The sequence below is a fragment of the Saccharothrix hoggarensis genome, from assembly GCF_042678885.1.
Lineage (GTDB): Bacteria > Actinomycetota > Actinomycetes > Mycobacteriales > Pseudonocardiaceae > Actinosynnema > Actinosynnema hoggarensis.
Genome location: NZ_JBHTLK010000013.1, coordinates 1 through 25625, shown reverse-complemented (window position 1 = coordinate 25625; position 25625 = coordinate 1). Strand labels below are relative to the sequence as shown.

Sequence of the window (25625 nt, the reverse complement as noted above, 5' to 3'; positions counted from 1 at the left end):
CCGCGCCCGCGTTCCACGTGCTGTCCGGATAGCTCGCGATCTTCGAGTCGATCGCAATTCACGAGCATTTCCAGACGCGCCGGAATATTCCAAGATCCCCTTTCTGTGTTTGCGATGATTTCGCGACGCCACTACACTCCACAACCTTCGGGTGCCGTTACCCGAAACGCGTTTGAGACTGTCCGCCGCCCGCACAATTATCACGTGACCGCGATGCGGTTGTTTCGCGATGACATCGGCGGCGTCGAGAGCGCAGTCCAGGGGTTGACCATGGGCCGGCGCTGCCGCCGCGGTTCCGTCCGGCCCGGACACAGGGGGGAATCAATGTTACGGATCATGGTGGCGATCGCCACCGCTGTGCTCGCCAGTGCCCTGGTGGCGCCGGTCGCGTCGGCCGCGCCGGCGGTGACTCCGCTCGATCACGGCACGTCGTCCCGGACGTTCGGCCCGGAAGTGGGTACGACGGGGGTCCAGTCCGAGCAGACGACTTGCTCGGGCACGATCAACGGCCGCGCCGCGAACTGGATCTGCGAGTACGGCGTCACCTACGCGGTCTGGCCGAGCGGGCGCGGTCACAACTTCCTGATCGGCACGAACTACGCGGTGTACAACCAGATCCAGTACGACAACGGCACGTGGTCCGCGTGGGCCAGCCTCGGCGGCACGGCCCGGAGCGGCGTGTACGCCGTGACGACCGCCTCCTCGATCACGGTCGAGGTCATCGGCACCGATGGCAACTGGTGGTGCCGGACCCTTCCCTACGGGGGCAGTTGGGGCGCCTGGCGGCGGTGCTGATCCAACGGGCGGTCGCGCCGACGGCCGACTGAGCGGAAAGCACGAGTAAAAGCGGTCCGCGGACAATGCACGACGAAGGTCCGGAAGCCGGATACCACCCGGACCTTCGTCGTGGTGGCCTGATGCTCACCGGGACGTGGAACACCTCCCCGCGCCACGCTCCGGCCTGTTCCCTGTGAGCCGCGCCGGCGGCATCGTCCCTACCGGTCGACGGCCACCCACGCGCCGCAGTCGGTCTCCCGGAACACGGGGCGCTTGTCGACCACCTCGCCGAAGCACGCGCGGAACTCCAGTCGGCGCACGGTGTCCAGCCACGGCAACTCGACGATCTTGGGCGGGATCGGGGCGCCGTCCTTGATCCTCCCGGTCTTCCCCTCGGCGTTGGCCCAAGGCCCGACCTCGCTGCCGTCCGCGCGCACGCTCAGGACGACCGCGCACCCGTCAGCGGAACCGTCGACCACGACGATGTGGCGCTGGTCGAGCACGAGCTCGGCGTCACCGGCGCCTCCTGGGGCGTAGGCCTTCGGCCGCGGGGATGGTTGCGCGCTGGAGGCGGGCGACGATGGCGCGGGAGCGGTCGAGGTGGTGCGCCAGCACGGCACACCTCTCCTTTCGGCGCCCGTCACGCCGGTATCGCCCGAAGAGGTGGAGACCGTCGCGGACGACTCGGAGCTGCCGGTGATCGTGCGCCACCCACCGGCCGCGAAGAGCGCGACGAGTGCGGCGATCACCGCCGCGGCCGCTCCACCACCCGCCCACCACCGGACGCCCCGCGACCGCCACCGCGATCTACGGCCGAGGTCCGGCGCCACTTCGCTTTCCGGTGTCGTTTTCTCTTCGGGCGTCGTCACCGTTTCCGACGCGACGGCCGGACGGGTAGCCGGAGCGCTTCGCCGCTTGGCCGCGTTGGCGCGGTCCAGCAGCGCTTCCCAATCGCATTGCCGCTCCGCGCCGAGAACCCGCATCAACAGCAGCAGCGAATCCACTGACCTGGGCAAGTGGCGCTTCTCGATCCACCCCTTGACGGTGTTCTCCGGGAGGTCGATGTCGTGGTTCTCCAACGCGGCTTTCACCAGCCGCTTCACCCGCGGGTTCCCAGCGCGCTCCAGCGCGCGGTCGAACTGCTCCCAGAACTCCGACAGCGCCCTGTCCGCCTCGTCAGCCACCGACGCATTGTCCCGAAACTCGGCCGGAGGAGTGCGAGTCGCGCGCGACTCGCTCCCCCACCAGCACCGATGCGATGTCGACTGGTCACCGCGACGCCCCGTCGCACACGAGGAGGAGACGAACCGAGATGACCGAACACCACAGCACCGCTCCCCGGACCTCACGACGTCACCGCGGCGCGTTTCTCGCGGCGGCGACGTTCGCCGCCATCGCCGCACTGCCGACCGCGTCCGCGATCCCGGCCCAAGCGGCGATCGACGGCTACATCGACAACTCCTACGGCACGGTGACGTTCAACTCCTACGGCGAACGCCTGGGCGTCTGCGACAAGCGCGCCGACGCCCACAGCGTCACCGCCAAGCTCTACAACGACAACTGGACCCTGCGCGCCTCGGTCAAGGACATCGACGGAGCCGAAATGGGCTGCCACGGCGTCAACCTGGACATCGCCGAAGGCACGCCGTTGTGGTTGACGCAGTGCGTCAGTGACGGGCTGGGGTGCACACCGCCCCAACGCGTCGAAGCCTGATTTCCGGGAAAAGGCGGTATCCGGGTTCCGGTGACCTGAACGAAGGTTCCGCCTCTTCGTCACCACGAGTGGCGAAGAGGCGGAACCTTCAACCGGTACGGGGTCGAGGCGCGGTCAGCCGACGTGCGGTACGTGCCGGTGCAGTGCGCTGTGGCCCCGTCCCGCTAGAACGAGTTGCCGAACGCGCTGGACAGGTATTCCCTCGCGTCGCGAAGGGCCTCGTCGATGATGCGGGCCGCTTCCCGCGCCTGCTCCGGCTCGTGCGCGGCCTGCACCTGCAACCGGAAGCGCGACGCGCCGGTCGGGGTGACGGGGAACTCGACCATGAACGCGAGCACCCCTCGGTCGAACAGGAGGCGGTTGACCGTCCGGGCCAGCTTCTCGTTCCCGATCAGGACCGGCACGATCGGGCTCGGCGAGCCCATGCACGTCAACCCGCGCGTCGTCAGCTCGTCGCGCAGGGCGTGGATGGCGTTGAACAGCCGCCCGCGTAGGGCCTCCCCCTCGTCGGTGCGGATGATCTGGGCCGCCTTGAGCACCACGGCGGTCTGCATCGGGGACAGGGCGTTGGAGAAGAAGTGCGACCCGGCGAACATCTTGATGTACTGCTTGACCGCGGGTGACTTGGCCGCGACGAAGCCGCCGTTGGACGCGAAGGTCTTGGAGAACGCGCCCATGACCAGGTCGACCTCGCCCAGCATGTCCTGCATGCCCAGGACGCCCGTGCCGCCGGGGCCCATCGAGCCGAGGTCGTGGGCGACGTCGACCAGCAGGGTCGCGTCGTACGAGCGGCAGATCGCCTGCAGGGTGACGATGTCCGGCCAGTCGGCGTCGACGGAGAACAAGCCGTCGGTGATCACCATGATGCCGTTGCGCGTGTCGGTCGCGCGGATGCGAGCCAGGTGCGCGCGCACGGCCTCGACGTCGAGGTGCGTGTAGCGGGTGATGTTCCTGGTCGCCGCGCGCGCTCCCGTCTGCAGGCACGAGTGGGCGAGGCGGTCGATGAGGATGTGGTCTTCCTGGCGGACCAGGCCGGTGACGGTGCCGAACCCCGCCGACCACCCGTTCGAGAACAGCGTCACGTGTTCGAGGCCGACCAGCTCGCCGAGGGCGGCCTCCAGCTCGTCGGAGATGCGGGTGTTGCCCAGCACCATCGGCGACCCGGCGCTGTGCGGGCCGAAGTCGCGCATCGCCTTCACCGCCGCCTCCCGGATCTCCGGGTGGGCGTTGAACGACAGGTAGTCCTGGGAGTTGAAGTTGATGCCCCGGGCGGGTTTGCTCAGGTCGTTGGTGATGGTCGCGACCCCGCCGGGCGCCGCCTCCAGCACGCGGGAGTACTGCCAGGTCTCGGTGCGCCTGCGCGCCTCCACCCAGCCGTGGAACTCCTCGGTCCGGCCGAGCAGGTTGGCCCCGACGGGCCGGAAGAAGTCGTACGCGTTCTTGTCTAGCGCGTAGTCCTCGTCGGGGTCGATCGCGGGCGCGGCCGTCGTCGCCGGTTCCCACATCGGTTCCAGGTCGGCCCGGACCGCCGGGTACTCCTCGTCGAAGAAGCGGACGACGTCATCCACCGGGAGGCTGTCCAGCTCCTCCAGGTCCTCCCACGGGATGTGGGACGCCCAGTTCCGCATCATGTCCGACACCTCGCGCGCGGCCGCGGCGACCGCCTTGGCCGCGGTGAGCGGGTCGGTGCCGGCCGCGTCGGCCGCGGCGATGAGCGCGGCGACGACCTCGCCGTCCTCGCGCTCGTGGGCCAGGGTGCCGGTCATCGGGTCGCCTCCGCTTCCACGCGCGCGAACGGGTTCCGCTGGTGCTCGCGGTACGTCGCCTCGAAGTCGGCGAACACGCTGTGGTCGCGCGAGGACTCCTTGGCCGTGTCGTTGAGCAGGAAGACGTTGGACGGGTCGAAGAACTCCGAGACCGGCGCCACGTCGACGTGGGTGGCGATGAAGCGGTCGATCTCCGCCTGGTTCCCGCGCAGGATCGCGAACAGCTGCAGCTCGTCGTGCCGCAGCGGCTTCATCTCCGCGAGCGTGCACACGTAGTCGTAGTAGGCCGCGGCGGTCTGGCTGCGCCGCTTGGCGGCGTACCCGGCCATCGCGGTGTCGCGGTCGGTCTCGCCGCCGAGCCACCGGCCGACCGCCTCCGCGGCCAGCTCCGCGTCACGCAGGGCGTGGGTGATCCCGAGCGCCGTGCACTGGTCCTTGAACGACTCGGCGTCGCCCACCAGCACCCAGCCGGGCCCGTGCAGCTGCCTCAGGTACGCGGCCTGGTCGAGCGTCCCGTAGAAGCGCTCCTCCCGCACGGCCCCCGCCACGGTGACGGCCGCCTCCTCGCTGATCAGCCCGAGCGCGCGGTGGAAGTTTCCCTCGACGTCGGCCCGGAACTCGGCGGCCCACTCGCTGGGCCCCCACGTCAGCACCATCGTCTGCCCGTGGTTGGTCGACGCCATCGCCATCCCCAGCCGGCCCCGGCGGTGGATCTGCGCGTCGGCGTCGGGGATGCCGCTGAAGTAGCTCCAGTAGGCGTAGGTGCAGCGCGGCCGCTCGTCGAACTTCTCGATCCCGAGGGCGCGCGCGACGAAGGAGTTGCGGCCGTCGGCCCCGATCACCACCTGCGCGTGCTCGACCGTGCCGTCCCGGCCCTTGATGCCGATGACGGTCCCGTCGTCGTCCCGCAGGAGTTCCTTGACTGTGTACCCCTCGCGGAACTCCACGCCGGCCGCCACCGCGTTGTCGACCAGCAGCTTGTCCAGCACGTTCCGCCGAACCGAGAAGTACTCGGTCGTGATCCCGCTGTCGTCGTCGTGCAGCAGGCGGAACTGGTTGCGCAGCAACTCCTCCGGGATGCTGCCGCGCAAGGCGATCCCGTCGTTGACCACCGTGACGTCGGTGTGCGCGGGCGTGACGGCCCGCACCTGGTCCAGGATGCCCAGCCGGTTCAGGTAGGAAGCCCCGTGCGGCCACACGAAGTGCGTGGACAGCACATCACTGGGAAACCGCGACCGATCGACCACCAACACCCGGAGCCCTCGCCGGGCCAGGTGCGCGCCGACAGCCGCCCCGGCACACCGACCACCTATCACAATGGCGTTGTACATCCGAGCATCCCAACAGGACCGTCACACGCTGTACAGAGCCGAACGGCCCAGCACCCCCCTGCGCTTGCGGCACCCGCCATTCACGTCGGAGATCGGCAATTCGCGCCGCGATTTACTTCTCTCCCCAGGAGTCGGCAGCGATGACTGCGCCATGATGAACGGGTGTAGGGAGGACTTCGGCGAGATGCACGAACGTGGGATCATCCTGAACGAGCTCGCCCAGGGCCTGCGTCCCCTGTCGGAGGGCGTCGGGTGGTTCGAGGGCCTTGCCGCCGACGACCAGGTCACCACCCTGCGCGACGTCGCCGAGTACTGCGTGCAGGCTCGCGCCACCGTTGAGGACGGGGCCGAGAGCGTCCGGCGTTCGGGCATCCGACCGACTCACACCCCGGCGGTGCTGATCACGCGCGGGCGGCTGACCGAGCAGTTGGCAAAGATCGTCAACCTGCCCGCAGACGAGCGGGTCAAAGCGTTTCGGCTGCTCGTCGCGCTGCTGGGCGTCGCGGACGAGCGCAGGCGTGCGCGCTACTGCGCCGATGGGTGCGGCCACGCCTGGCACCACCTGTCGCCCGGCCGCCAGATCGGCTCGGGTACCGGGTGATGTCACGCGGGTGTGACGTCGACGGTCAGCCGGTGGAGGCTCGGGGGCGCCACCGCTTCCACAGCGCCGTGGCCTCGGCACGCGTCTTGCCGTCCCACACGAGCGAGACGTCCACGGTCATCTGCGCCTCGGACGCATCGCGCACGGTCGCCCGCAGCTCCACCTGGTCGTTCAGCGGCGTCGGCCGCAGGTAGCGCACGTCCAGACCGGCGGTCACGTAGGACAGCGCGGCGTCGCCCAGCGGCTCCCACCCCCGTGCCTCGGCTTCCAGCATCACGGCTGCGGCGCTGTGGCAGTCGAGCACGGTGCAGATGATGCCGCCGTTGAGGTAGCCGAGCCCGTTGTCGTGCTCCGGCCACGGCGTGAACGCCGCGGCCACCAGCCCGTCACCGGCGGGGTAGCTGCGGAGTCGCAGCCCCTTGGCGTTGGCGTGGCCGCAGCCGAAGCACGGCAGAGTGGGGTAAAGGCGCTCCTGGATGCTGGTCACGGTGTCCACAGTAGGCGAAGCGGAAAGCGATCTTTCGCGCGGTCAGGGATGGTCGGACGTCGTCGCGGTGTCCGGATTGGACGCCCTCACGGTGCCACCCCCCGGTGATCGAAGCTCCGATGCGCCGGCCGGTACGCGAGCGTGCCGCTGTCGAATATTCGACAAGAGCAGCGGCTCCGCATCGACGTGAGACGGCGCTGGACCATCCGGGCGATGTGTGACCGGGGCGTCGAAACTTTTCGTTGGGCTGTTGACACCGGGACGGCGTCGTTCGTACGGTCTCCACAGCGTCATTGGGGTCGGAACATCACGGACGCCAACGATAACCGGACACCAATCAGGGGCGCGCGAGCGACCTGACCGACAACGCGGCCTTACTGGATAGCGCTTTCCGATACGGCGGTCAATGAAACGTTTCAAGACGCCGAGGTTGTAGATCAGGACTGGGAGCGCTCCCAGAAGTGCGATGAAGGAGCAACGGTGCTCACCAACTCGTTCAGGGTGCGTGCGATCGCCGCCGGCACGGCGATCAGCGCACTGACCGGAGGCCTGCTGGTCGCCGGTGTGGCCTCGGCGGCCCCGGGCTGCGGGGTCGACTACGTGGTGCAGAACAAGTGGCAGGGCGGTTTCTCCGCCAACGTCACGATCAAGAACCTCGGCGACCCGGTCGACGGGTGGACCCTGGCCTGGTCGTTCCCCGGTTCCGAGCGGTTCGGCCAGGGCTGGAACGCGACGTTCACCGCCTCGGGCGCGAGCGTGTCGGCGGCCAACGTCGACTGGAACCGGTCGATCCCGACCGGCGGCACGGCGTCGTTCGGCTTCAACGGCACCATGACCGGCGACGTGGTGGGCGTGCCCACGACGTTCACGCTCAACGGCACGGTGTGCACGGGCGGCGTCGACCCCACCACGACGACCACCACGTCCACGTCCACGTCCACGTCGACCTCCACCACCACGACCACGACTACCACGACCACCACTGGTCCGGTCCCGTCCGACCCGACCGGCCGCAAGCAGGTCGAGCGGCTGGACCGCGGTGTGGTGAGCGTGCGGTCGGGCACCGGCAACCTCGTCAGCTGGCGACTGCTGGCCGGCGACCCGCAGAACGTCGGGTTCAACGTGTACCGGGGCGCCACCAAGCTCAACGCCTCGCCGATCACGTCCTCCACGAACTACCTGGACAGCGGCGCGGCGTCGGACGCCTCCTACACCGTCCGCGCCGTGGTGGACGGCGCCGAGCAGGCCGCGTCCCCGGCGTCGCTCGGGTTCGGTCCGGGCTACCGGGACGTGCCGATCCAGTCGCCCGGCGTCGGCTACAGCGCGAACGACGCGAGCGTCGGCGACCTCGACGGTGACGGCGACTACGAGTTCGTGGTCAAGTGGGACCCGGACAACGCGAAGGACAACTCGCAGTCCGGCGTGACCGGGAACGTGTTCATCGACGCGTACCGGTTGGACGGCACGCGGTTGTGGCGCATCGACCTGGGTCGGAACATTCGGGCGGGTGCGCACTACACGCAGTTCCAGGTGTACGACTACGACGGTGACGGTCGGGCCGAGGTCGCGATGAAGACCGCCGACGGCACGCGTGACGGTCGTGGCGTGGTGATCGGGAACGCTACGGCCGACTACCGGAACTCGGGTGGTTACATCCTGTCGGGGCCGGAGTTCCTGACCATGTTCAACGGTCTGACGGGTGCGGCGATGTCGACGGTGAGCTACGACCCGCCGCGGGGCAACGTGGGTTCGTGGGGTGACACCTACGGCAACCGGGTGGACCGGTTCCTGGCGGGCACGGCGTACCTGGACGGCGCGCGTCCGTCGTTGATCATGGCGCGTGGTTACTACACGCGTGCCGTCATCGCGGCGTGGGACTTCCGCAACGGCGCGCTGACGAAGCGGTGGACGTTCGACTCCAACAACCAGTCGGGGTACGCGGGTCAGGGCAACCACTCGTTGAGCGTGGGTGACGTGGACGGGGACGGTCGGGACGAGATCGCCTACGGCGCGGCGATGATCGACGACAACGGCCGGGGTCTGTGGACCAGCGGTCTCGGGCACGGTGACGCGGCGCACCTGGGTGATCTGGACCCGTCGCGTCCGGGGCTGGAGTACTTCAAGGTGTCGGAGAGCAGCAACCAGCCGGGGTCGTGGTTCGCCGACGCGCGGACCGGGCAGCGGTTGTGGACCACCCCGTCGGGTGGTGACAACGGTCGTGGCGTGTCGGCGGACATCTGGGCGGGCAGCCCCGGCGCGGAGTCGTGGTCCAACATGGACGGTGAGCTGCGCAACACGCGCGGCACCGGCATCGGGCGCAAGCCGTCGTCGGCGAACTTCCTGATCTGGTGGGACGGCGACACGTCCCGCGAGCTGCTGGACCAGACCCGGATCGACAAGTACGGCACCAGCGGCGACACCCGACTGCTCACCGGTTCGGGCGTGGCCTCGAACAACGGCACCAAGGCCACCCCGGCCCTGTCGGCCGACCTGTTCGGCGACTGGCGTGAAGAGGTCGTCTGGCGCACGTCGGACAACTCGGCGCTGAGGATCTACTCCACGCCGAACCAGACGGACCGCCGCATCCCCACGTTGATGCACGACACCATGTACCGGGTCGCCATCGCGTGGCAGAACACCGCCTACAACCAGCCCCCGCACCCCAGCTTCCACATCGGGAGCGGCATGGTCACCCCGCCCTGGCCGGACGTGTACTACGCCCGCTGACCACGAGTTGACCAGGGCTTGACGAAGCACTCGCGTGTGTCCGCGCCTCGCGCCGGGCTCGGGCACACGCGAGTTTTCGTCCTGCCCGGACATTGTCGAACATCGCTTCACTCCGCGCGCCGTCGTGATCAGCCTGGTCAACCGGCAGTCCGGCCTGTCTTTGGACGTGTGGGAGAAGTCAACCGTCGGGGGCGCGCGGATCTCCCAGCACACGTACGTCAAGAGCGCCGACCAGCACTTCAGCCGCCGGTCCCGGAACGCGTCGGGCGGTGGGGCGGGACCGTTGTGCCTGGTCCCACTCCACCGCCCGATGAGTCGCGCCGGCGCTCAGCCCGAGTCGCCCCGGCGAGGTGCTAGCCGCACGTCCACGTCGCGGGCTTCCACGGCTGCCCCGCCACGACCTCGCGGGAACCGGCGAGTTCGTCCGCGTCGGTCACCGCGTTGACGTTGATCCTGGGGCCGACGTCGCTGATGAAAGTGCCCCCGCGCCACACGCCCAGCGTGTTGCCGCGGTTGCCGTACTTGAAGTACCACAGGGCGAGCAGGCCGCCGGCGTTGATGCCCGTGTGGCTCGACACCATCGGGTCCCAGCGCCGCACCTGGGCGCCGGTGACGTCCCACTCGCGCAGGTAGTTGAGCTCGTCCCAGTGGCGGCCCAGGATGTGCCCGTCCTCGTACCGCTCGATGCGCAGACTCGGGTAGCCGTCGAGGTGGGTGGACGTGCCGTCCGGGTGGTGGATCTCGCCCGACTCGGTCACCACCCGTCCCGCGTCGTCGATGCCGACCGCCTTGCCCCAGCCGAGGACCCGGTAGGTGTCGGGCTGGTCGGCCTTCCACACCACGGCCTCATAGGGCGCCGCGCCGTCGCCGAGGTAACCGACGACGTCACCCGACTCGTTGATCGCCACCGCCTCCGCGCGCTGACCCGCCGGGCTGGGCAGGACCCGGTAGACGCCGTCGCGGTGCAGGAAGGCCTTGCTGTTCGGGACGTCGTAGCCGACGACGTCGCCGCGGCCGTTGACCGCGTTGATCATCGTCGTCGTGCCGGCGGGCACGGTGAGCTGATTCAGGACCCTGTTGTGCCAGACGAGCATGCCGCCGAGCCGCGCGTGCCCGGCGAGGTAGCCGTTCGGCCCCGCGGCGACGACCCGCCCCCCGGTGACGCCGGCGGGTAGCGGCAGGTCCGACGCGACCCAGGCGCACGACGCCTGCGCCTGCGTCGGTGACACCTGCGCCTGGGCCGGCACGGCGGCCGACACCAACCCGATGAGCACAGCGCCGATCACTGTCGCTCGCATCGCGAATCCCCCTCAACCCCGTGTCGACGCGGTCGGTTGACCAGCGCCCCGCGTCCCGCTCCGGACCCGCGAGAGCACCTGTCGACGTGGCTCAATCCTCCGCGACGTGATCACCGTCGACAACGGCGGTTGTCGGCCACTCCGGGCCGTGGCGGGTTTCCGACTTCCGGCAATGTTCGGTTCGACGTCCGCGAAGCACCCGCTCCGAGGTCGGTCGGCGCGGCACGAGCGGACGTCACGTCGTCGGCTTCGACGCCTTCAGGCCGTACATCAGCGCGATCCGCGGGTCACCGTCCGGGAGTGCCCACCAGCCGCTGTCGGTGCGCGTCATCCGTTCCCAGCGCGGCCACGGCAGCAGGTCGCTCTCGGTCTGGTCGTGGATCCGCAGGCCGGCCCGCACGAGCGCGGTGACGACTTCCCCGATCGAGTGCATCCACTCGTACGCCACGGTCGCGGTGGTGAGGGCCGGGCCGTCGGTGTACGTGTAGGTCGCGTCACGCTCGATCGCGCCGCGGCCTTCGAGGTAGTCGTGCCGCAACAACAACTCCGGCCCCTCCCCCGGCTCCGGCTTGGGCCCCAGGGCGTTGAGCAGCGGGTGGAACTCGGCGACGTAGACGAAACCGCCCGGCGTGAGGAGGTCGGCCACGGTCGCCGCCCACCGCGGCAGGTCCGGCAGGTAGCACAACGAGCCCTTGCCGGTGTACACGACGTCGAACCGCGCCGCGCCCAACCTCTCCACCGCGTCGTGGACGTCCGCCTGCACGTAGTCGATCTCGACGCCCTCCTCCGCCGCGATCCGGCGTGCCTCGGCCACCGCCGCGGCCGAGAAGTCCAGCCCGGTGACGTGGGCGCCACGCCGGGCCAGCGCGATGGTCTCGGTCCCGATGTGGCACTGCAGGTGCGCCACCTCCCGGCCGGCGAGGTCACCGAGTGCGGCCCACTCGAACGGCGCGAACCACCGCTGCGGGTCGCGCCTGCCCACGGCGTAGAACTCGCTCGCCACGTGGACCGGCGTCCGCGCGTCCCAGTTCGCCTGGTTCGCCCGGACCATCGCGTCGACCTCGCCCCCGAAGCTCATACCCGACGTCTACCAGCACGTCCGGCTCGCCGTCCCCCAGCCCGACGGGCAATCACCCGCTCGGACGGGAGGCATCAGCCCTGCAGGGCATCTTCAGCTCCGGTACCCGCTCCGCACCGCAGAGCGTGGCGAGCGTCGAGTCGGCGAGCTGCTCCACGGTCACGCCCTGCTGCCCGGCGACGGTCCCGAGCGCCTCGTCGACGACGGCCATCAGCGGCCGGGCGTCGAACCGCCAGGAGCCGTCCCTTCTTGTGGAACGGCGGCGAACACCCGCTGCTCGGCCGACATCCCGCGCAGCCCGGAGTCAGCTGCGGTAGTTGTCGGCGCAGCCGCTCCCGCGGTCCGCCTTGAACCTGAACGCCAGGTGCGAGTCGGTGGACGGGTTCTCCCCGTGGCCCACCGACAGCACCAGGGCGACGCCCGGCACCGACGGGTTCTCGTAGCACTGGTTCGGCCCATCCCCGTTCACCCGGCCCGGCTCGTCCTCCCGCTGCCGGACGAGGCTCCAGCCGTGCTTCGGCATCTCCGAGCGGTAGAAGGCGAGAACCGACTCGTGACCGTCTGAAGAGGACACCTGTCGGCCCACCTCTCCCGTCTTGTCCTCGTCCTGGCACGGCATCTTCGCGTACCGCTCGCTGACCGTCGCGCCGGGCGGTGCGAGGTCGAGGACCGCGTTGTCCTCCAACCCGCGGGTCACCTCTTCGTCCGCCGAGGTGCACCTGCCGCCGGCGCCCCGTTGGGTGTCGCAGGCGACAAGCCCGAGCACCGCCGCCAAGGCCGCGGTGAACGCGATGATCGTGCGGACCACCTGTCGCATCCCCTCATCCCGTGCGCACGTCGACGTCAAGGCGGATGCCACGCACGTCGGGCAGCAGCAGGAGCACGGCGCTGCCGACCAGCAGCCATCCCACGCGAACCCGGGGACGGGCGCAAGCCCACCGCCGCGGAGATCGGTCCGACACCGACGCCGACCGGCCTTTCGCGCCGCTCCCCCGGTGACTGGCCGAATCACCGCTGCTCGTGGTGAGCGGGGTCGGTCGTCGTGGCGATGCGGTTCAGCCAGTCGGAGAGCAGGGCTCTTTCGTTGTCCGTCAGCGCTGTCACCGTGGGCGCGACCGAGCGCAGCGTGACCGCCGCGGTCACGGCGTCGGTCTTGGCGGGCGTCGTGGAGGGTTCGGTGGTGACGGCGGCGATCACCGATTCGCGGGCCAGGGTCGACAGGTCGGGGTCGCGGTCCTGTGGTGGCAGGGAGATGAGGGTGAAGACCATGCCGCAGCCGGCGGCGTGGATCAGGTGCGCGGCGCGCTCCTCGCTGACCCGCAGGCGCCCGGCCTCGGCGATGCGCTTGACCTGCTTCGCGAGCACGGCCGACGCGCGCTCGGCCGCCGGTGACTCGACGCCGGGCCGGGCGTCGCCGTAGATCAGGGAGTACAGGGCGGGGTTGCTCGTGCCGAACTCGACGTGCAGGTCCCACCCGCGGCGCAGGTCGTCAACGGGGTCGTCGGTCTCGGCGAGCGCCGTCTTGCCCGCCAGGTAAGCCTCGAAACCGTGGCACGCGACCGCGTCCAGCAGACCCCGCTTGTCGCCGAAGAGCCGGTAGATGGTCGGCGACTGCACTCCCGACGCGGCGCAGACCGCGCGCGTGGACAGCGCCTCGCGGCCTTCCCGGTTCAGCAGGTCGTAAGCGGCCTCGACGATCCGCTCCCGCGTCAAGTCACGCTTCACGTTAGCGACGATAACAGGGGAACGATGCCGCTCGCGTCGCCAACACGACCTCCACGCTGGCGTTGCTAACAGATTTCGGTTAGCGAGTTGCGTTGTCACAGTCAACGTTCTAGCGTTAGCGATGACAACAAGAGAGGGAGGGCGTTGTGCCTGGGAGTGAGCGCGTGGCGATCGTGACCGGCGGGTCGCGCGGCATCGGCCGTGCCGTCGTCAACCGTCTCGCCGCCGACGGCCAAGCGGTCGTCGTCGGCTACGTCGGCAACGAGGTGGCGGCCAAGGCGGCGGTCACCGAGGTGGAGGGCGCGGGTGGCCGGGCCGTCGCGGTCCGGGTCGACGTGGCCGAGGAGGACGCCGTCGCGGCCCTGTTCGACGCCGCGGAGCAGCGGTACGGCGGCGTGGACGTCGTCGTCAACGCGGCCGGCGTGATGGTCCTCGGGCCCGTGGCCCAGCTGGACCTCGACCAGCTGGACCGCATGTACCGCACGAACGTCCGGGGCACGTTCGTCGTGGCCCGCGAAGCCGCCCGTCGGGTGCGGCCCGGCGGCGCGATCGTCAACTTCTCCACGTCGGTGACCCGGCTCAACCTGCCCACCTACGCCGCGTACGCGGCCACCAAGGGCGCGGTCGAGGCGCTGGGGCCGATCCTGGCCAAGGAACTGCGCGGACGGCGCGTCACCGTCAACTCCGTCGCACCCGGTCCCACCGCGACCGACCTGTTCTTCGACGGCAAGGACCAGGCCGCGGTCGAGCGCATCGCGGGGATGAGCCCGATGGAACGGCTCGGCACCCCCGACGACATCGCCAAGGTGGTCAGCCTGCTCGCGGCCCCGGACGGGTGGGTCAACGGCCAGACGGTCTTCGTCAACGGCGGCGCCGCCTGAAGGCCGCTCGGAGCCGACGGGGCGCTCAGGCGGTCTGACCGCCGTTCATGACCACGGCGTGGCCGATGGTGGACGCGGCGGCGTCCGAGCACAGCCCACCTTGACACTGCCCCCTCCCCTCTCCAGAATCAGGAAAGCGCTTTCCAGCGGCACGGCGATGAAGGGAGCACCCCCTCGGTGACCTCGTCCGACGCTCCCCGAGGACACCAAGATCCCGGACCCCTGCGCGCTCTCGGCCGCCTGTTCCGCCCGCACCGCCGGCACCTGACCGGCGCGCTCGCCGTCTTCGTCGTCAAGCACAGCCCGGTCTGGCTGCTCCCCCTCGTCACGGCCACCATCGTCGACACCGTGGTGCTCCGCGCACCGCTCGCCGGGATGTGGGTCGCCACCGGTTTGATCATGGTCATCCTGGTCGTCAACTACCCGCTGCACCTGCTGTACGTCCGTCTCCTGCACGGGAGCGTGCGGCGGGCGGGCACCGAGCTGCGGTCCGCCCTGTGCACCCGGTTGCAGGAGCTGTCGATCGGCTACCACAACCGGACCAGCGCCGGCGTGCTCCAGGCGAAGGTGGTCCGCGACGTCGAGACCGTCGAGCAGATGGTGCAGCAGACGACCGACACCGGGATGAGCGCGATCACCGTCCTGATCGGCGGCCTGACGATCGTCGGCGTCCGCGCCCCGCAGTTCCTGCCGCTCCTGCTGGTGATCGTGCCGCTCGCGTCGCTGGTGGTGCTGCGGCTGCGATCTCGCCTGCGCGACCACAACGAGGTGTTCCGCCAGGACGTGGAACACCTCGCCGCGCGGGTGAACGAGATGACCCAGCTCATCCCCGTCACCCGCGCGCACGGGCTGGAAGGCCACGCCCTGCGCCGGATGGACGACACCCTGCGCAGGGTCCTGACCTCGGGGATGCGGCTGGACCTGCTCAACGGCCGGGTCGCCTCGCTGTCGTGGGTGTTCCTCAACATCCTGGGGGTGCTCTTCCTGACTGCCTCCGCCCTGGTCGCCTACCACGGCGTCTGGGGCATCACGGCAGGTGACGTCGTCATGCTCAGCGCCTTCCTGACCACGTCCACCACGTCGCTGGCCACCCTGATGAGCCTGGCGCCGGTCATCTCCAAGGGGCTGGAGTCCATCCGCTCCGCGAGCGAGGTGCTGCGCACCCCCGACCTGGAGGACAACCACGGCAAGGTCGAGGTGAAGGGGGTCCGCGGCGCGGTGGAGTTCCACGCCGTCGGACACGCCTACGACGGGACGGACCGCCCGGCGGTGCGGGACTTCACCCTCTCCGTCGCGCCGGGCGAGACGATCGCGCTGGTCGGCCCTTCGGGCGCGGGCAAGTCGACGGTGCTCAACCTGCTCATCGGCTTCATCCGCCCCCGCTCCGGCCGCATCCTCCTCGACGGCGTCGACCTGGCCGAACTCGACCTGCGCACGTACCGGCGCTTCATCTCCGTGGTGCCGCAGGAGCCGATCCTGTTCGACGGCACGGTCCGCGAGAACGTCGCCTTCGGCATGCCCGACGCGGACGACGCCGCGATCAGGGCGGCGCTGCGCGACGCCAACGCCCTCGACTTCGTGGAAGACCTGCCGGACGGGCTCGAGACCTCGGTGGCCGACCGGGGCTCGCACCTGTCCGGCGGCCAACGACAACGCCTGGTCATCGCCCGCGCCCTGCTGCGCGACCCCCGCGTGCTGATCCTCGACGAGGCCACGTCCGCCCTGGACACCCACTCCGAGGCCTTGGTGCAGCAGGCGTTGGCCAGGCTGGTGCGCGGCCGGACGACGTTCGTGGTCGCCCACCGGCTGTCCACCATCCGCGACGCCGACCGCATCGTCGTCATGCGGGACGGCGCGATCCGGGAGGTCGGCTCGCACGAGGAGTTGCTGCGCGGTGGGGGTGCGTACGCCCGGCTGCACGCGGGCCGCCCGGCCTGACGTCCGCCCCCACCACGCGCGTCACGCCTGGCGGAACTGCTCCACCAGCGCCGCGTACCCGCTGGAGCCGTGACCGGCGGTCACGGCGCGCTCGGTCAGCGCCTTGGCGAGCCTGGGAAGGTCGGCGTTGACGCCGAGCGACTCGCTCTCCTCGATCACGTGCGCCATCACCGACAGGTGGGTGTCGACGGTGCCATCGTCGGCCGGGTAGACGCCCTCCTCGACCTGTCGCGCGTAGCCCGGCAGCCAGCCGGCCACGGTGTCGATCGCCGTCCGGGCGATGGGGACGTACGCCGTGGGGGGCACGCCGGCGGTGCCGAGGATCGCGACGCCGTTGAGGAAGCCGTCGAGCATGCCCCACATGAGGACGAGCGTGGCCATCTCGTGGGTGGCCGACAGGCCGGGGTCGTCGCCGAGGTGCAGGCACGTGCCGAGGATGTCCAATGTGGACCTGTGGGCGTCGTGCAGCGATCGCAGGCCGCTGTAGGCGATGATGGCGTCGGGCGTGCCGACGGCGTCCGGGACGGCCATGATCCCGCCGTCGAGGTAGCCGCCGCCGCGGCCGGCCACCTCCTCGGCGAGGGCTCGGGCGCGCGTGGGCGTGCCGGAGGTCAGGTTCACGACGACCCGGCCGTCGAGCGGGCCGTCGAGGACGTCCGTCACGGCGTCGTAGTCCGACACGCAGACCACCACGAGCGGTGAGGCCGCGATCGCGGCGGACGGTGACGCGGCGAGCGTCGCGCCCCGCGCCACCAGGTCGTCGGCCTTGGCCGCCGTGCGGTTCCACACGGTGGTCGGGTGTCCCGCGCGCAGGAACGCCCCGGCGAGGGCCCCGCCCATCATCCCGAGGCCGAGGACCGTGACGGGTGTGCCGGTGTGAGTCATGTGCTCCCCCTTGTGGTTCGGTGGCACAATCGTCAACCTTCACACCGGTATGAAGGTCAAGGGGAGAGACGCGTGCTGATCGGGGAGCTGAGTCAGCGGACCGGGGTGAACCCGCACCAGCTGCGGTACTACGAGGCCCAGGGCCTGCTGGTGCCCGACCGCGCCGGCAACGGCTACCGGGAGTACGACGACGACGCCGTGCTGACCGTGGGCCAGATCCGGAAGCTGCTCGATGCCGGCCTGTCCACCCAGGAGATCGGCTACCTCCAGCCGTGCGCGACCGGCCCGGCGCCCGACCTGAAGCCGTGCCCGGAGACCCTGGAGCTGCTGCGGGCGCGCATCGACGGGTTGGACGAGCGGATCGACACGCTCATCCGGTCGCGGCGGACGCTGCGGGAGTACCTGGCGGCCACGGAGCAGCGGCTCGCCGGTTAGGCCGGCGCCGACGTCGTCCCGTCCGGCTCAGCCTTCCCGGTGTTCGCCGTTCTTGGCGTACAGGCCGCGACGGATCGCGCCCGGCGCGAGGGCGTGGCGTTCGTGGACCTTCTTCGAGGACGCGAGCTGCCACGGGACGCTGGTCACCATGACGCCGGGTTCGAACAGGAGCCGGCCCTTCAGCCGCAACGCGCTCTGGTTGTGCAGCAGCTGTTCCCACCAGTGGCCGACGACGTACTCCGGGATGAACACCGTGACGACGTCGCGCGGGTTGTCGCCGCGGATCCGCTTGACGTAGTCGAGGACCGGTTTGGTGATCTCGCGGTACGGCGACTCGATGACCTTGAGCCGGACGGAGAAGTTCTGCTCGTCCCACGCGGCGACGAGCGCGCGTGTGTCCTGGTCGTCGACGTTGACGGTGACGGCTTCGAGCCGGTCGGGGCGCAGCGCCTTGGCGTAGGCCAGCGCCCTCTTGGTGGGGCGGTGCAGCCGGGAGACCAGCACGATGGCGTGGTTGCGTGACGGCAGCGTGACGGGCTCGTCGTCGTCCTCCCGGAGTTCGTCGCCGACCCGCTGGTAGTGGCGGCGGATCGCGCTCATCACCGCGTAGATGGCGGCCATGGCGGCCAGCGAGATCCAGGCGCCCTGGGTGAACTTGGTGATCAGGATGACGGCGAGCACGAGCGCGGTCATGGCGAAGCCGAAGGCGTTGACCGCCTGCGAGCGGCGCATGCGCCGTCGTGCCGCGGGGTCGGTCTCGGTGCGCAGCAGGCGCGTCCAGTGGCGGATCATGCCGCTCTGGCTGATCACGAAGGACATGAAGACGCCGACGATGTACAGCTGGATCAGCCGGGTGACCTCGGCGTCGAACGCCACGACCAGGACGATGGCGAACCCGGCGAGGAACACGATGCCGTTGGAGAACACCAGCCGGTCGCCGCGGGTGTGCAGCTGGCGCGGGAGGTAGCGGTCCTGGGCGAGGATGGAGCCGAGCACCGGGAAGCCGTTGAACGCGGTGTTGGCGGCCAGCACCAGGATCAGGCCGGTGAAGAAGATGACGTACCACGTGGCCGGCGGGAACCCGGCGAACACCGCGTTGGCGAGCTGCGCGACCAGGGTCTTCTGCTCGTAGTCGGCGGGCGCGCCGATCAGCTGGTGGGCCGGGTCCTCGGCGACCTGGGCGCCGGTGAGCCGGGCCAGCATGATCAGGCCGAGGAACATGGTGATGGCGAGCACGCCCATCATCAGCAACGTGGTGGCGGCGTTGCGGCCCTTGGGCTTGCGGAACGCGGGCACGCCGTTGCTGATCGCCTCGACGCCGGTCAGCGCCGCGCTGCCGGAGGAGAAGGCGCGCAGGACGAGGAACGCGAAGCCGAGCCCGGCCAGGCTGCCGTGCTCCTCCACCAGCCGGAAGTCGGCGCTCTCCGCCCGCACGTCCCCGCCCAGCACGTACACGCGGACCAGCGACCACACGATCATGGCGAGGATGCCGAAGACGAAGGCGTAGGTGGGGATGGCGAACGCGGTGCCGGACTCCCGCACCCCGCGCAGGTTCATGGCGGTCAGCACGACGATGGCGCCCACGGCGAACTCCACCTTGTGCGACGCCACGAACGGCACGGCGGAGCCGATGGTGGCCGCGGCCGAGGCGATCGACACCGCCACCGTCAGCACGTAGTCCACGAGCAGCGCGCTGCCGACCACCAGGCCCCACCGCGGTCCGTGGTTGACCGTGGCGACCTCGTAGTCGCCGCCGCCCGACGTGTAGGTGCGGACGTTCTGCCGGTACGAGGCCACCACCGCGGCCATCACCACGGCGACGAGCACCGCGATCCACGGGCTGAACACGTACGCCGAGGCGCCCGCCACGGACAGCACCAGCAGGATCTCCTCCGGCGCGTACGCCACGCTCGACATGGGGTCGGAGGCGAACACCGGCAGCGCGATGCGCTTGGGGAGAAGGGTGTGGGACAGGCGGTCGCTGCGGAACGGCCGCCCGACCAGGAGCCGCTTGGTGACGGCGGCGAGCTTCGGCATGGGGTGGTGGCCTAGATGGTCTCGGTCCGGCCGAACGCGGCCAGGACTGGCGGGAACAGGACGTGGTCGGCCGCGGCGGGTCGCGGGCGCGCCGCGTCGTCACCCCGGGCGCGCCGGACCGCACCGACCACGGTGGGTGCGCGGTCACGCGGCGGACGTCGCGCGAACCCGAACAACCACGTCCGCCCGGACATGCCGCCGACCTCCCCCGACCTCCTCGGCGGACCCTAGTGTCGGCGGACCGGGCGTTCGGGCCGGTGCCCCTGTTCCTTACGCGATCCTGATGCCGAGGTCGTCGCGATCGCGCGCCGCCGCCGGGCTGCGAGCCGTTTCGGCAAGCACGACAAAACCTCGGTCCCCGAGGTGAACCGGGGTCGGCCCAGTCAAGCGATGAACACGCCGCGTGCACCGGTCATCACAGAACGCTCAACGCCCTCGGCCGGAACCGACCACCGAACAGGGCCGTGACCGCTCATGGGTTAGCCTAACGGAAACGATTGTCGTTTTAAGGAGGTAGCGTGTCATCACGGCACTGCCAGGTGACCGGGCGCAAACCCGGTTTCGGCAAACAGGTTTCGCACTCCCACCGGCGCACCTCGCGTCGCTGGCTGCCCAACACCCAGCGACGCCGGTTCTGGCTGGCCTCCGAGAACCGGCACGTCGTGCTGAACCTGTCGACCAAGGGCATCAAGACCGTCGACCGGCGCGGCATCGAGGCCGTGGTGGCCGAGCTGCGCCGCCAGGGGGTGAAGGTCTGATGGCGAAGGGCAACGACGTCCGGCCGATCATCAAGCTCCGCTCCACGGCGGGCACCGGCTACACCTACGTCACCCGCAAGAACCGGCGCAACGACCCCGACCGCATGGTGCTGCGCAAGTTCGACCCCGTCGTCCGCCGGCACGTCGACTTCCGCGAGGAGCGCTGATGGCCAAGAAGTCCAAGATCGCCAAGGACCGGCAGCGACGCGAGGTCGTCGCCCGGTACGCCGAGCGACGGGCGGAGCTGAAGGAGATCATCCGCCTCGACCCCGACCGGCGGGACGAGGCGCAGCGCGCGCTGCAGAAGCTCCCCCGCGACGCCAGCCCCACGCGGCTGCGCAACCGTGACGCCGTGGACGGTCGTCCCAGGGCCTTCAACCGCGCGTTCGGCCTGTCCCGCATCCGGCTGCGCGAGATGGCGCACCGGGGCGAGCTGCCCGGCGTCGCCAAGTCGAGCTGGTGAGCCGCGTGCCGAAAGCCGAACGCGCCCCGAAGCGCCGGGTGAACCTGCTGCGCAAAGAGGGCATCACCACCGTCGACTGGAAGGACGCGACGCTGCTGCGGAAGTTCATCTCCGACCGCGGCAAGATCCGCTCCCGCCGCGTCACCGGCCTGACGCCGCAGCAACAGCGCCAGGTCGCCACCGCCATCAAGAACGCACGCGAGATGGCGCTGCTCCCCTATCCCAGCCAGGGACGTTGACCGGGCGGGCCGCCGACGACCGGCGGCCCGCCCCCGTTCCCCACCGGCCAAGGATGACGATCATGCCGATGCCCGCCGCGCCCCAGCGCCGCTGCCACATCGCCGGCCGCCCGCACACCGCGGCCGTGTTGCCCTCGTGGGACGACGTGAGGCCGCACGTCCACGTGCACCGCTGAAGTCGCCGGACGCGGCCTACTACTGTCGGGTCCACCTCGCAGGAAGGCGATCCCTGATGGACTTCGACCAGAACCCGACCAACCGGCCGCCTCAGGCGCCCACCCCGCACCCGGCGCCCATGCCGCAGCCGCAGCAGTACCCGTACCCGGACCCTCAGCAGCAGCAGCAGTACCCGTACCCCGACCCTCAGCAGCAGTACCCGTACCCCGGCCCTCAGCACCAGCCCTACCCGGTTCACCAGCACCCGTACTACCCCGGCCCGCCGCCGCAGCCCGCACCACCCGCCAGAACGTCGTTCGGACGCTGCATGCTCGGCGCCCTGGTGTGGGTCGGAGCGACGGTCGTGCTCATCGTCGCCACGGCCGGCGCGCCGTCCTCCGGCTACGCCGCCGGCCAGGTGCTCGGCCGCATGCTGTTCCCCTGGTTGCTCGCGAGCTTCATCACCTGGCTGTTCCTCCGCCGCCGGCAGGCTGCGTTCTGGCTCGCCACGCTGGTCGCCCTACCCAGCTTCACCGTCCTGCTGTTCCTCTTCGCCGCCGCCCAGCTCGCCAACCGGGCCTGACCCGCGCCGGGCGGCGCAAGACCCCCGGCAGGCGGTCCCTAATCGGGGTGGACGCCGGGGCCGTGGTCCGGGTCGTCGAAGGGCGCGATGGGGGTAGGGCTGAGCGACGACTCGTCCTCCCCCTCCTCCAGCAGCGTGGCCGCCGGCCCGACCACCCTCGGGTCCGGCTCGCCGACCACCTCCACGTCCTTGTCGGCGTAGTCCACGCGCGCCAGCACGCTGCGCATGGCCTCCAACCTGGCCCGCTTCTTGTCGTTGCTCTTCACCACGGTCCACGGCGCGGCCTCCGTGTCGGTGGCGCGGAACATCGCCACCTTCGCCTCCGTGTAGGCGTCCCACAGGTCCAGCGACTTGACGTCGTTCGTGCTGAGCTTCCACTGCCGGACCGGGTCGACCTGCCGGATCAGGAACCGCGTCCGCTGCTCCGCGCGCGACACCGAGAACCACAGCTTGACCAGCGTGATCCCGTCGTCCACGAGCATCCGCTCGAACGTCGGGGCCTGCCGCATGAACCGCTCGTACTGCTCGTCGGTGCAGTAGCCCATGACGCGTTCCACGCCGGCGCGGTTGTACCAGGACCGGTCGAACATGACGATCTCACCGGCGGTCGGCAGGTGGTCGACGTACCGCTGGAAGTACCACTCGCCCTGCTCGCGGTCGGTCGGCTTGCTCAACGCCACCACCCGCGCCCCGCGCGGGTTCAGGTGCTCGGTGAACCTCTTGATCGTGCCGCCCTTGCCCGCCGCGTCACGTCCCTCGAACACGATGACCATCCGCGCACCGGTGTCCTTGGTCCAGTACTGCAGCTTCAGCAGCTCGATCTGCAACAGCCGCTTGGACACCTCGTACTCCTCGCGCGTCAGCCGCGTCGAGTACGGGTAGTTCTCCCGCCAGGTGTCGATCGGCGTGCCGTCGGCGTGCCTCAGCACGGGGTCCTCCGCGTCGTCGTAGTCGACCACGAGGTCTTCCACGCGGAGTCCGGGGAACAGGTCGGAGATGTCGAGCGGGTTGTTCACCGGATCGGCGTACCCAGGCCGGCACGGGGCAAACGCCCGCGGCGCCGACTCCGCACCCCAGCCTTCCCGCAGGTCAGGACCAGTCGTGCGGCACCCGGGCCGGTGTCCTTGCCGGCGGGACATCGCCCGCCGGGGTCATCTCGCCGCGGAGCGCGCGCAGCGTGTCGATCTCCCGGTCGATGTCGCGGCGCTTGGCTTCGAGGCGCTCGACCTCCCGGGCGAGCAGCTCCTCCATGACGCCCGTGCGCTCCTCGGGCGGGGCCTCCAGGCACGGCAGGAGCTCGTTGACGGTGGAGCTGGACAGCCCGGCGGCGAACAGGTGCTGGATCATGACGACCCGCTCGACCGTGGAGCTGTCGAAGTCGCGCCACCCGCCGGGGGTGCGTTCGGACCGGATGAGCCCGTGCTCCTCGTAGTACCGCAGGGACCGGGTGCTGACGCCGCTGGCGGCCGCGACCTCGCCGATGCGCATGGGACCTCCTCAGGGCTCACCGGGCGGCTCCCGATTCTTGCAGTTGACACCGGTGTGAGGTTCCACGATCGACGGGTCCGACCGCTACTCGACCCAAGGACCCCCATGCACTGGCTCCACCTCGGCGTCGCCGTCGTCTTCGAGATCGCCGTCGCGCTCGCCGCCGGCAAGGCGCGGGGCTTCACCCGTCCCGCCTGGACCGCCGCCACGCTGGTCAGCGGCGGCATCGCCACCTACCTCCTCAGCCTGGCGCTGCTGACCTTCGACGTCGGCGCCGGCTACGCGATCTGGACCTCCGTCGCGGGCGTCGGGATCGTCGTCCTCGGCGCCCTGCTCTTCGGCCAGCGGCTCGACTGGCGCAAGCTCCTCGGCATCGCCGCCGTCATCGCCGGGGTCGTCGGCCTCCAGCTGAGCGGAGCGGCGTGATGGCCCAGGACACCGGCTCGACACACCTCGCCGACGTCGGTCGTGCGGAAGGGCCTCACAGGACCGACGAAACGCCCGCCACCCGCGGCGACCGTGCACGGGCCTGGCTCGTGCTCCTCCTCGCCGGGGCCTTCGAGGTCGGCTACGCCCTGTCCGTCGGGGGCAGCCGGGGCTTCACCGCCCTGTCCTGGTCGCTCGTCGCGATCGTCTTCTTCCTCCTGACGCTCTTCGCCCTCAGCCTCGCCCTGCGCACCATCGACGTGGGCATCGGCTACGCCGTCTGGGCCGGCATCGGCGCGGTCGGAGCCGCGCTGCTCGGCCCCGTCTTCTTCGGCGAGACCCTGACCCCCGCGAAGGCCTTCTGGCTCACCGTGATCATCGCCGGCGTCGTGTGGCTCAAGCTCTCCGACCGACCTGCCCGCCGGCGAGGATCACAACGGGTACTTTGACCGCATGGCAAGCGTTTCCGCGCTGACGGTGTACCCGATCAAGGGGTGTGGCGGGGTCGTCCTGGACCGCGCCGAGGTCACCCCGACGGGGTTGGCCCACGATCGGCTGTTCGCGGTGGTCGGGCCGGACGGGACGACCGTCTGGCAGGGCGAGGCGCCGCTGCTGGCCGCCGTCCGCGCCCGGCTGGTGCACGACGGCGCGAAGCTGGCGCTGAGCGCGCCCGGCGCCGGGGAGTTCCTGCTGGACGTGGCGGTGGACGGCGCCGCCCGGCCGGTGGAGGTGGAGAAGTGGCCGGGATCCGGGATCGACCAGGGCGACGAGGCGGCGGAGTGGCTGTCCGGGGCGGTCGGCACGTCCGTCCGCCTGGTGCGCGAACCGGCTCGGGCGAGCCGGGCCGGGAACGGCGCCGAGCCCACCGCCCTGCTCGTCCTCTCACTGTCCTCATTGGACGGTCTGAACGCCCGGATCGCGGCGCGCGGGGCGACTCCGGTCCCGATGGACCGGTTCCGGCCCAACATCGTGATCAGCGGTTGGCCCGAGCCGCACACCGAGGACCGGGTCGGCCGGATGACGATCGGCGGCGCCGAGATCGGGTTCGGCGAGCGGGCCATCCGCTGCGCGGTGACCCTGGTCGACCAGTCGTCCGGCGTGCGCGTCGGACCGGAGCCGTTGCGCACCCTGGCCGACTACCGCCGTGAGCCCGACGGCGTCAGCTTCGGCCCCAAGGCGTCCGTGCTCGCGCCCGGCGACATCGCCGTCGGCGACGACGTCACCGTCACCGAGTGGCGGTGACCCGGCGCGTCAGGAGCCCTCCTCGCCCGGGTCTTCGGAGGACCGCTCGTCGAGCACCCCGATGAAGGCCGAGGCGACGAGGGCGACGGCGCGGTCCTCGTCGTGGGCCAGTCCGCGCAGGACCTCACGGGCCTTGGTCCCCGACAGCTCGACCAGGGCCTGGGTCAGGCGAATCCGGACCGCGGAGTCCGCGGTGTGCGCGGCGAGCTCGTCCGCCAGCGCGGTCATGATCGCGTCCGCGGCTCCGGGGTTCTGGGACAGCGTTCCGAGGACCTCCGCCGCCTCCACGTCGTTGCAGCCCTCGACCACCATGCCGACCAGCGTCGGCACAGCCGCCGTGACCCCGCGCCCGCCCAGCGCCAGAGCGGCGTGCCGGCGCACCGTCGCATCCGGGTCGCCGAGCGCGTCCGCCAGCACCGCGGTCGCGCCCGGAGCCTCCGCCATCTCGGCGATCGTCAGCACGGCGCGCCGCCGGACGTCCACGTCGTCCGAGTGCGTGCCGGCGGCCAACGTCGCCAGGCCGTCGCCGCCCGATCGGGCGAGCGCCCAGCGCAGGGCGCCCGCGACGTTGGGGTCGGCCTCGGCCAAGA

At 70.7% G+C, this 25625-nt stretch carries 31 protein-coding genes; 16 read left to right on the top strand and 15 right to left on the bottom strand.

The features are described from left to right. The first annotated feature begins 204 nt into the window (after window positions 1–204). The gene (locus ACFQ3T_RS04940) at window positions 205–795 is read left to right on the top strand and encodes a hypothetical protein (RefSeq protein WP_380720254.1); all 591 of its coding nucleotides are present in this window, start codon (window positions 205–207) and stop codon (window positions 793–795) included. Window positions 796–995: 200 nt separating this feature from the next. Here the strand turns inward: ACFQ3T_RS04940 and ACFQ3T_RS04935 are convergent, their stop codons facing one another. Beyond that, complete coding sequence (locus ACFQ3T_RS04935; RefSeq protein ID WP_380720252.1) at window positions 996–1781, bottom strand: hypothetical protein; 786 nt, start codon at window positions 1779–1781, stop codon at window positions 996–998. A gap of 308 nt (window positions 1782–2089) precedes the next feature. Here ACFQ3T_RS04935 and ACFQ3T_RS04930 point away from each other — a divergent pair, with 308 nt between their 5' ends. Then, a complete protein-coding gene (locus ACFQ3T_RS04930) occupies window positions 2090–2491 on the top strand; it encodes a hypothetical protein (protein WP_380720250.1) in 402 nt (133 codons plus the stop codon). A gap of 164 nt (window positions 2492–2655) precedes the next feature. On the opposite strand, the gene ACFQ3T_RS04925 is transcribed toward ACFQ3T_RS04930, so the two are convergent. Beyond that, window positions 2656–4257, bottom strand: coding sequence for an aminotransferase class I/II-fold pyridoxal phosphate-dependent enzyme (locus ACFQ3T_RS04925; protein ID WP_380720248.1), 1602 nt, complete (start codon window positions 4255–4257; stop codon window positions 2656–2658). Further along, on the bottom strand, window positions 4254–5588 hold the full coding sequence (locus ACFQ3T_RS04920) for an NAD(P)/FAD-dependent oxidoreductase (RefSeq protein ID WP_380720246.1): 1335 nt from the start codon (window positions 5586–5588) through the stop codon (window positions 4254–4256). Before ACFQ3T_RS04920 ends, ACFQ3T_RS04925 begins: the two co-directional genes overlap by 4 nt. Here ACFQ3T_RS04920 and ACFQ3T_RS04915 point away from each other — a divergent pair. Then, window positions 5575–6189: a DUF5958 family protein gene (locus ACFQ3T_RS04915; protein ID WP_380720243.1), complete on the top strand. Its 615-nt coding sequence runs from the start codon at window positions 5575–5577 to the stop codon at window positions 6187–6189. The two genes, ACFQ3T_RS04920 and ACFQ3T_RS04915, sit on opposite strands and share 14 nt — an antisense overlap. A 25-nt stretch (window positions 6190–6214) precedes the next feature. Here the strand turns inward: ACFQ3T_RS04915 and ACFQ3T_RS04910 are convergent, their stop codons facing one another. Then, the gene (locus ACFQ3T_RS04910; RefSeq protein ID WP_380720241.1) at window positions 6215–6676 is read right to left on the bottom strand and encodes a PaaI family thioesterase; all 462 of its coding nucleotides are present in this window, start codon (window positions 6674–6676) and stop codon (window positions 6215–6217) included. 480 nt (window positions 6677–7156) lie between these two features. On the opposite strand from ACFQ3T_RS04910, the gene ACFQ3T_RS04905 reads away from it, so the two are divergent. Beyond that, on the top strand, window positions 7157–9403 hold the full coding sequence (locus ACFQ3T_RS04905; protein ID WP_380720238.1) for a rhamnogalacturonan lyase family protein: 2247 nt from the start codon (window positions 7157–7159) through the stop codon (window positions 9401–9403). A gap of 353 nt (window positions 9404–9756) precedes the next feature. Here the strand turns inward: ACFQ3T_RS04905 and ACFQ3T_RS04900 are convergent, their stop codons facing one another. The 5 genes from ACFQ3T_RS04900 to ACFQ3T_RS04880 form a co-directional block, all read right to left on the bottom strand. Beyond that, entirely contained in the window at window positions 9757–10701 is a 945-nt protein-coding gene (locus tag ACFQ3T_RS04900) for a hypothetical protein (protein WP_380720235.1), read from the bottom strand. A 235-nt stretch (window positions 10702–10936) separates the two neighbouring features. Continuing rightward, on the bottom strand, window positions 10937–11779 hold the full coding sequence (locus tag ACFQ3T_RS04895; protein WP_380720232.1) for a class I SAM-dependent methyltransferase: 843 nt from the start codon (window positions 11777–11779) through the stop codon (window positions 10937–10939). A gap of 52 nt (window positions 11780–11831) precedes the next feature. Then, window positions 11832–11990 (bottom strand): hypothetical protein, encoded by a 159-nt coding sequence (locus tag ACFQ3T_RS04890; RefSeq protein WP_380720229.1) that lies wholly within the window; start codon window positions 11988–11990, stop codon window positions 11832–11834. A 93-nt stretch (window positions 11991–12083) separates the two neighbouring features. Next, the gene (locus ACFQ3T_RS04885) at window positions 12084–12596 is read right to left on the bottom strand and encodes a hypothetical protein (RefSeq protein ID WP_380720227.1); all 513 of its coding nucleotides are present in this window, start codon (window positions 12594–12596) and stop codon (window positions 12084–12086) included. Between the two features lie 191 nt (window positions 12597–12787). Continuing rightward, window positions 12788–13504 (bottom strand): TetR/AcrR family transcriptional regulator, encoded by a 717-nt coding sequence (locus tag ACFQ3T_RS04880; RefSeq protein ID WP_380720225.1) that lies wholly within the window; start codon window positions 13502–13504, stop codon window positions 12788–12790. A gap of 164 nt (window positions 13505–13668) precedes the next feature. On the opposite strand from ACFQ3T_RS04880, the gene ACFQ3T_RS04875 reads away from it, so the two are divergent. Together ACFQ3T_RS04875 and ACFQ3T_RS04870 are read left to right on the top strand one after the other, a co-directional pair. Further along, the gene (locus ACFQ3T_RS04875) at window positions 13669–14385 is read left to right on the top strand and encodes an SDR family oxidoreductase (protein ID WP_380720223.1); all 717 of its coding nucleotides are present in this window, start codon (window positions 13669–13671) and stop codon (window positions 14383–14385) included. A gap of 177 nt (window positions 14386–14562) precedes the next feature. Further along, window positions 14563–16323 (top strand): ABC transporter ATP-binding protein, encoded by a 1761-nt coding sequence (locus ACFQ3T_RS04870; protein WP_380720220.1) that lies wholly within the window; start codon window positions 14563–14565, stop codon window positions 16321–16323. A 21-nt stretch (window positions 16324–16344) separates the two neighbouring features. On the opposite strand, the gene ACFQ3T_RS04865 is transcribed toward ACFQ3T_RS04870, so the two are convergent. After that, on the bottom strand, window positions 16345–17208 hold the full coding sequence (locus tag ACFQ3T_RS04865) for an NAD(P)-dependent oxidoreductase (RefSeq protein WP_380720217.1): 864 nt from the start codon (window positions 17206–17208) through the stop codon (window positions 16345–16347). A 72-nt stretch (window positions 17209–17280) separates the two neighbouring features. On the opposite strand from ACFQ3T_RS04865, the gene ACFQ3T_RS04860 reads away from it, so the two are divergent. Further along, window positions 17281–17643, top strand: coding sequence for a MerR family transcriptional regulator (locus ACFQ3T_RS04860; protein WP_380720214.1), 363 nt, complete (start codon window positions 17281–17283; stop codon window positions 17641–17643). 27 nt (window positions 17644–17670) lie between these two features. On the opposite strand, the gene ACFQ3T_RS04855 is transcribed toward ACFQ3T_RS04860, so the two are convergent. Both ACFQ3T_RS04855 and ACFQ3T_RS04850 read right to left on the bottom strand, forming a co-directional pair. Continuing rightward, entirely contained in the window at window positions 17671–19680 is a 2010-nt protein-coding gene (locus tag ACFQ3T_RS04855; protein ID WP_380720211.1) for an APC family permease, read from the bottom strand. An 11-nt stretch (window positions 19681–19691) separates the two neighbouring features. After that, window positions 19692–19874 (bottom strand): hypothetical protein, encoded by a 183-nt coding sequence (locus tag ACFQ3T_RS04850; protein WP_380720208.1) that lies wholly within the window; start codon window positions 19872–19874, stop codon window positions 19692–19694. A 324-nt stretch (window positions 19875–20198) separates the two neighbouring features. On the opposite strand from ACFQ3T_RS04850, the gene rpmB reads away from it, so the two are divergent. From rpmB to ACFQ3T_RS04820, 6 genes are read left to right on the top strand one after another with little or no spacing between them, the layout of a single operon-like run. After that, the gene (rpmB, locus tag ACFQ3T_RS04845) at window positions 20199–20438 is read left to right on the top strand and encodes a 50S ribosomal protein L28 (protein WP_380720206.1); all 240 of its coding nucleotides are present in this window, start codon (window positions 20199–20201) and stop codon (window positions 20436–20438) included. Next, entirely contained in the window at window positions 20438–20605 is a 168-nt protein-coding gene (rpmG, locus tag ACFQ3T_RS04840; protein ID WP_380720203.1) for a 50S ribosomal protein L33, read from the top strand. Before rpmB ends, rpmG begins: the two co-directional genes overlap by 1 nt. After that, a complete protein-coding gene (rpsN, locus tag ACFQ3T_RS04835; RefSeq protein ID WP_380720201.1) occupies window positions 20605–20901 on the top strand; it encodes a 30S ribosomal protein S14 in 297 nt (98 codons plus the stop codon). Before rpmG ends, rpsN begins: the two co-directional genes overlap by 1 nt. A gap of 5 nt (window positions 20902–20906) precedes the next feature. Then, a complete protein-coding gene (gene rpsR, locus ACFQ3T_RS04830; RefSeq protein WP_380720198.1) occupies window positions 20907–21140 on the top strand; it encodes a 30S ribosomal protein S18 in 234 nt (77 codons plus the stop codon). A gap of 53 nt (window positions 21141–21193) precedes the next feature. Next, a complete protein-coding gene (locus tag ACFQ3T_RS04825; protein ID WP_380720195.1) occupies window positions 21194–21316 on the top strand; it encodes a hypothetical protein in 123 nt (40 codons plus the stop codon). Window positions 21317–21372: 56 nt separating this feature from the next. Then, entirely contained in the window at window positions 21373–21879 is a 507-nt protein-coding gene (locus ACFQ3T_RS04820) for a hypothetical protein (RefSeq protein WP_380720192.1), read from the top strand. 38 nt (window positions 21880–21917) lie between these two features. Here the strand turns inward: ACFQ3T_RS04820 and ppk2 are convergent, their stop codons facing one another. Both ppk2 and ACFQ3T_RS04810 read right to left on the bottom strand, forming a co-directional pair. Continuing rightward, window positions 21918–22895 (bottom strand): polyphosphate kinase 2, encoded by a 978-nt coding sequence (ppk2, locus tag ACFQ3T_RS04815; RefSeq protein ID WP_380720190.1) that lies wholly within the window; start codon window positions 22893–22895, stop codon window positions 21918–21920. A 73-nt stretch (window positions 22896–22968) separates the two neighbouring features. After that, window positions 22969–23367, bottom strand: a complete 399-nt coding sequence (locus tag ACFQ3T_RS04810; protein WP_380720187.1) for a MerR family transcriptional regulator — start codon at window positions 23365–23367, stop codon at window positions 22969–22971. A gap of 105 nt (window positions 23368–23472) precedes the next feature. Between ACFQ3T_RS04810 and ACFQ3T_RS04805 the strand changes: the two genes are divergently transcribed. The 3 genes from ACFQ3T_RS04805 to ACFQ3T_RS04795 are packed head-to-tail and all read left to right on the top strand — an operon-like array spanning window position 23473 to window position 25035. Beyond that, the gene (locus ACFQ3T_RS04805; protein ID WP_380720185.1) at window positions 23473–23793 is read left to right on the top strand and encodes a DMT family transporter; all 321 of its coding nucleotides are present in this window, start codon (window positions 23473–23475) and stop codon (window positions 23791–23793) included. Then, window positions 23793–24242, top strand: coding sequence for a DMT family transporter (locus ACFQ3T_RS04800; RefSeq protein WP_380720183.1), 450 nt, complete (start codon window positions 23793–23795; stop codon window positions 24240–24242). Before ACFQ3T_RS04805 ends, ACFQ3T_RS04800 begins: the two co-directional genes overlap by 1 nt. Window positions 24243–24246: 4 nt before the next feature. Next, the gene (locus tag ACFQ3T_RS04795) at window positions 24247–25035 is read left to right on the top strand and encodes an MOSC domain-containing protein (RefSeq protein ID WP_380720180.1); all 789 of its coding nucleotides are present in this window, start codon (window positions 24247–24249) and stop codon (window positions 25033–25035) included. Between the two features lie 9 nt (window positions 25036–25044). Here the strand turns inward: ACFQ3T_RS04795 and ACFQ3T_RS04790 are convergent. Further along, the coding region (locus ACFQ3T_RS04790; protein ID WP_380720178.1) for a HEAT repeat domain-containing protein at window positions 25045–25625 on the bottom strand (581 nt) is incomplete at its 5' end.

Bases quoted from the DNA above. Each gene is read 5' to 3' on its own strand.
- ACFQ3T_RS04930 (WP_380720250.1), top strand. From the start codon at position 2,090: ATGACCGAACACCACAGCACCGCTCCCCGGACCTCACGACGTCACCGC.
- ACFQ3T_RS04925 (WP_380720248.1), bottom strand. From the start codon at position 4,257: ATGACCGGCACCCTGGCCCACGAGCGCGAGGACGGCGAGGTCGTCGCC.
- ACFQ3T_RS04915 (WP_380720243.1), top strand. From the start codon at position 5,575: ATGGCGTTGTACATCCGAGCATCCCAACAGGACCGTCACACGCTGTAC.
- ACFQ3T_RS04920 (WP_380720246.1), bottom strand. From the start codon at position 5,588: ATGTACAACGCCATTGTGATAGGTGGTCGGTGTGCCGGGGCGGCTGTC.
- ACFQ3T_RS04900 (WP_380720235.1), bottom strand. From the start codon at position 10,701: ATGCGAGCGACAGTGATCGGCGCTGTGCTCATCGGGTTGGTGTCGGCC.
- ACFQ3T_RS04895 (WP_380720232.1), bottom strand. From the start codon at position 11,779: ATGAGCTTCGGGGGCGAGGTCGACGCGATGGTCCGGGCGAACCAGGCG.
- ACFQ3T_RS04890 (WP_380720229.1), bottom strand. From the start codon at position 11,990: ATGGCCGTCGTCGACGAGGCGCTCGGGACCGTCGCCGGGCAGCAGGGC.
- ACFQ3T_RS04885 (WP_380720227.1), bottom strand. From the start codon at position 12,596: ATGCGACAGGTGGTCCGCACGATCATCGCGTTCACCGCGGCCTTGGCG.
- ACFQ3T_RS04865 (WP_380720217.1), bottom strand. From the start codon at position 17,208: ATGACTCACACCGGCACACCCGTCACGGTCCTCGGCCTCGGGATGATG.
- ACFQ3T_RS04855 (WP_380720211.1), bottom strand. From the start codon at position 19,680: ATGCCGAAGCTCGCCGCCGTCACCAAGCGGCTCCTGGTCGGGCGGCCG.
- ACFQ3T_RS04850 (WP_380720208.1), bottom strand. From the start codon at position 19,874: ATGTCCGGGCGGACGTGGTTGTTCGGGTTCGCGCGACGTCCGCCGCGT.
- rpmG (WP_380720203.1), top strand. From the start codon at position 20,438: ATGGCGAAGGGCAACGACGTCCGGCCGATCATCAAGCTCCGCTCCACG.
- rpsN (WP_380720201.1), top strand. From the start codon at position 20,605: ATGGCCAAGAAGTCCAAGATCGCCAAGGACCGGCAGCGACGCGAGGTC.
- ACFQ3T_RS04825 (WP_380720195.1), top strand. From the start codon at position 21,194: ATGACGATCATGCCGATGCCCGCCGCGCCCCAGCGCCGCTGCCACATC.
- ACFQ3T_RS04820 (WP_380720192.1), top strand. From the start codon at position 21,373: ATGGACTTCGACCAGAACCCGACCAACCGGCCGCCTCAGGCGCCCACC.
- ACFQ3T_RS04810 (WP_380720187.1), bottom strand. From the start codon at position 23,367: ATGCGCATCGGCGAGGTCGCGGCCGCCAGCGGCGTCAGCACCCGGTCC.
- ACFQ3T_RS04805 (WP_380720185.1), top strand. From the start codon at position 23,473: ATGCACTGGCTCCACCTCGGCGTCGCCGTCGTCTTCGAGATCGCCGTC.
- ACFQ3T_RS04800 (WP_380720183.1), top strand. From the start codon at position 23,793: ATGGCCCAGGACACCGGCTCGACACACCTCGCCGACGTCGGTCGTGCG.
- ACFQ3T_RS04795 (WP_380720180.1), top strand. From the start codon at position 24,247: ATGGCAAGCGTTTCCGCGCTGACGGTGTACCCGATCAAGGGGTGTGGC.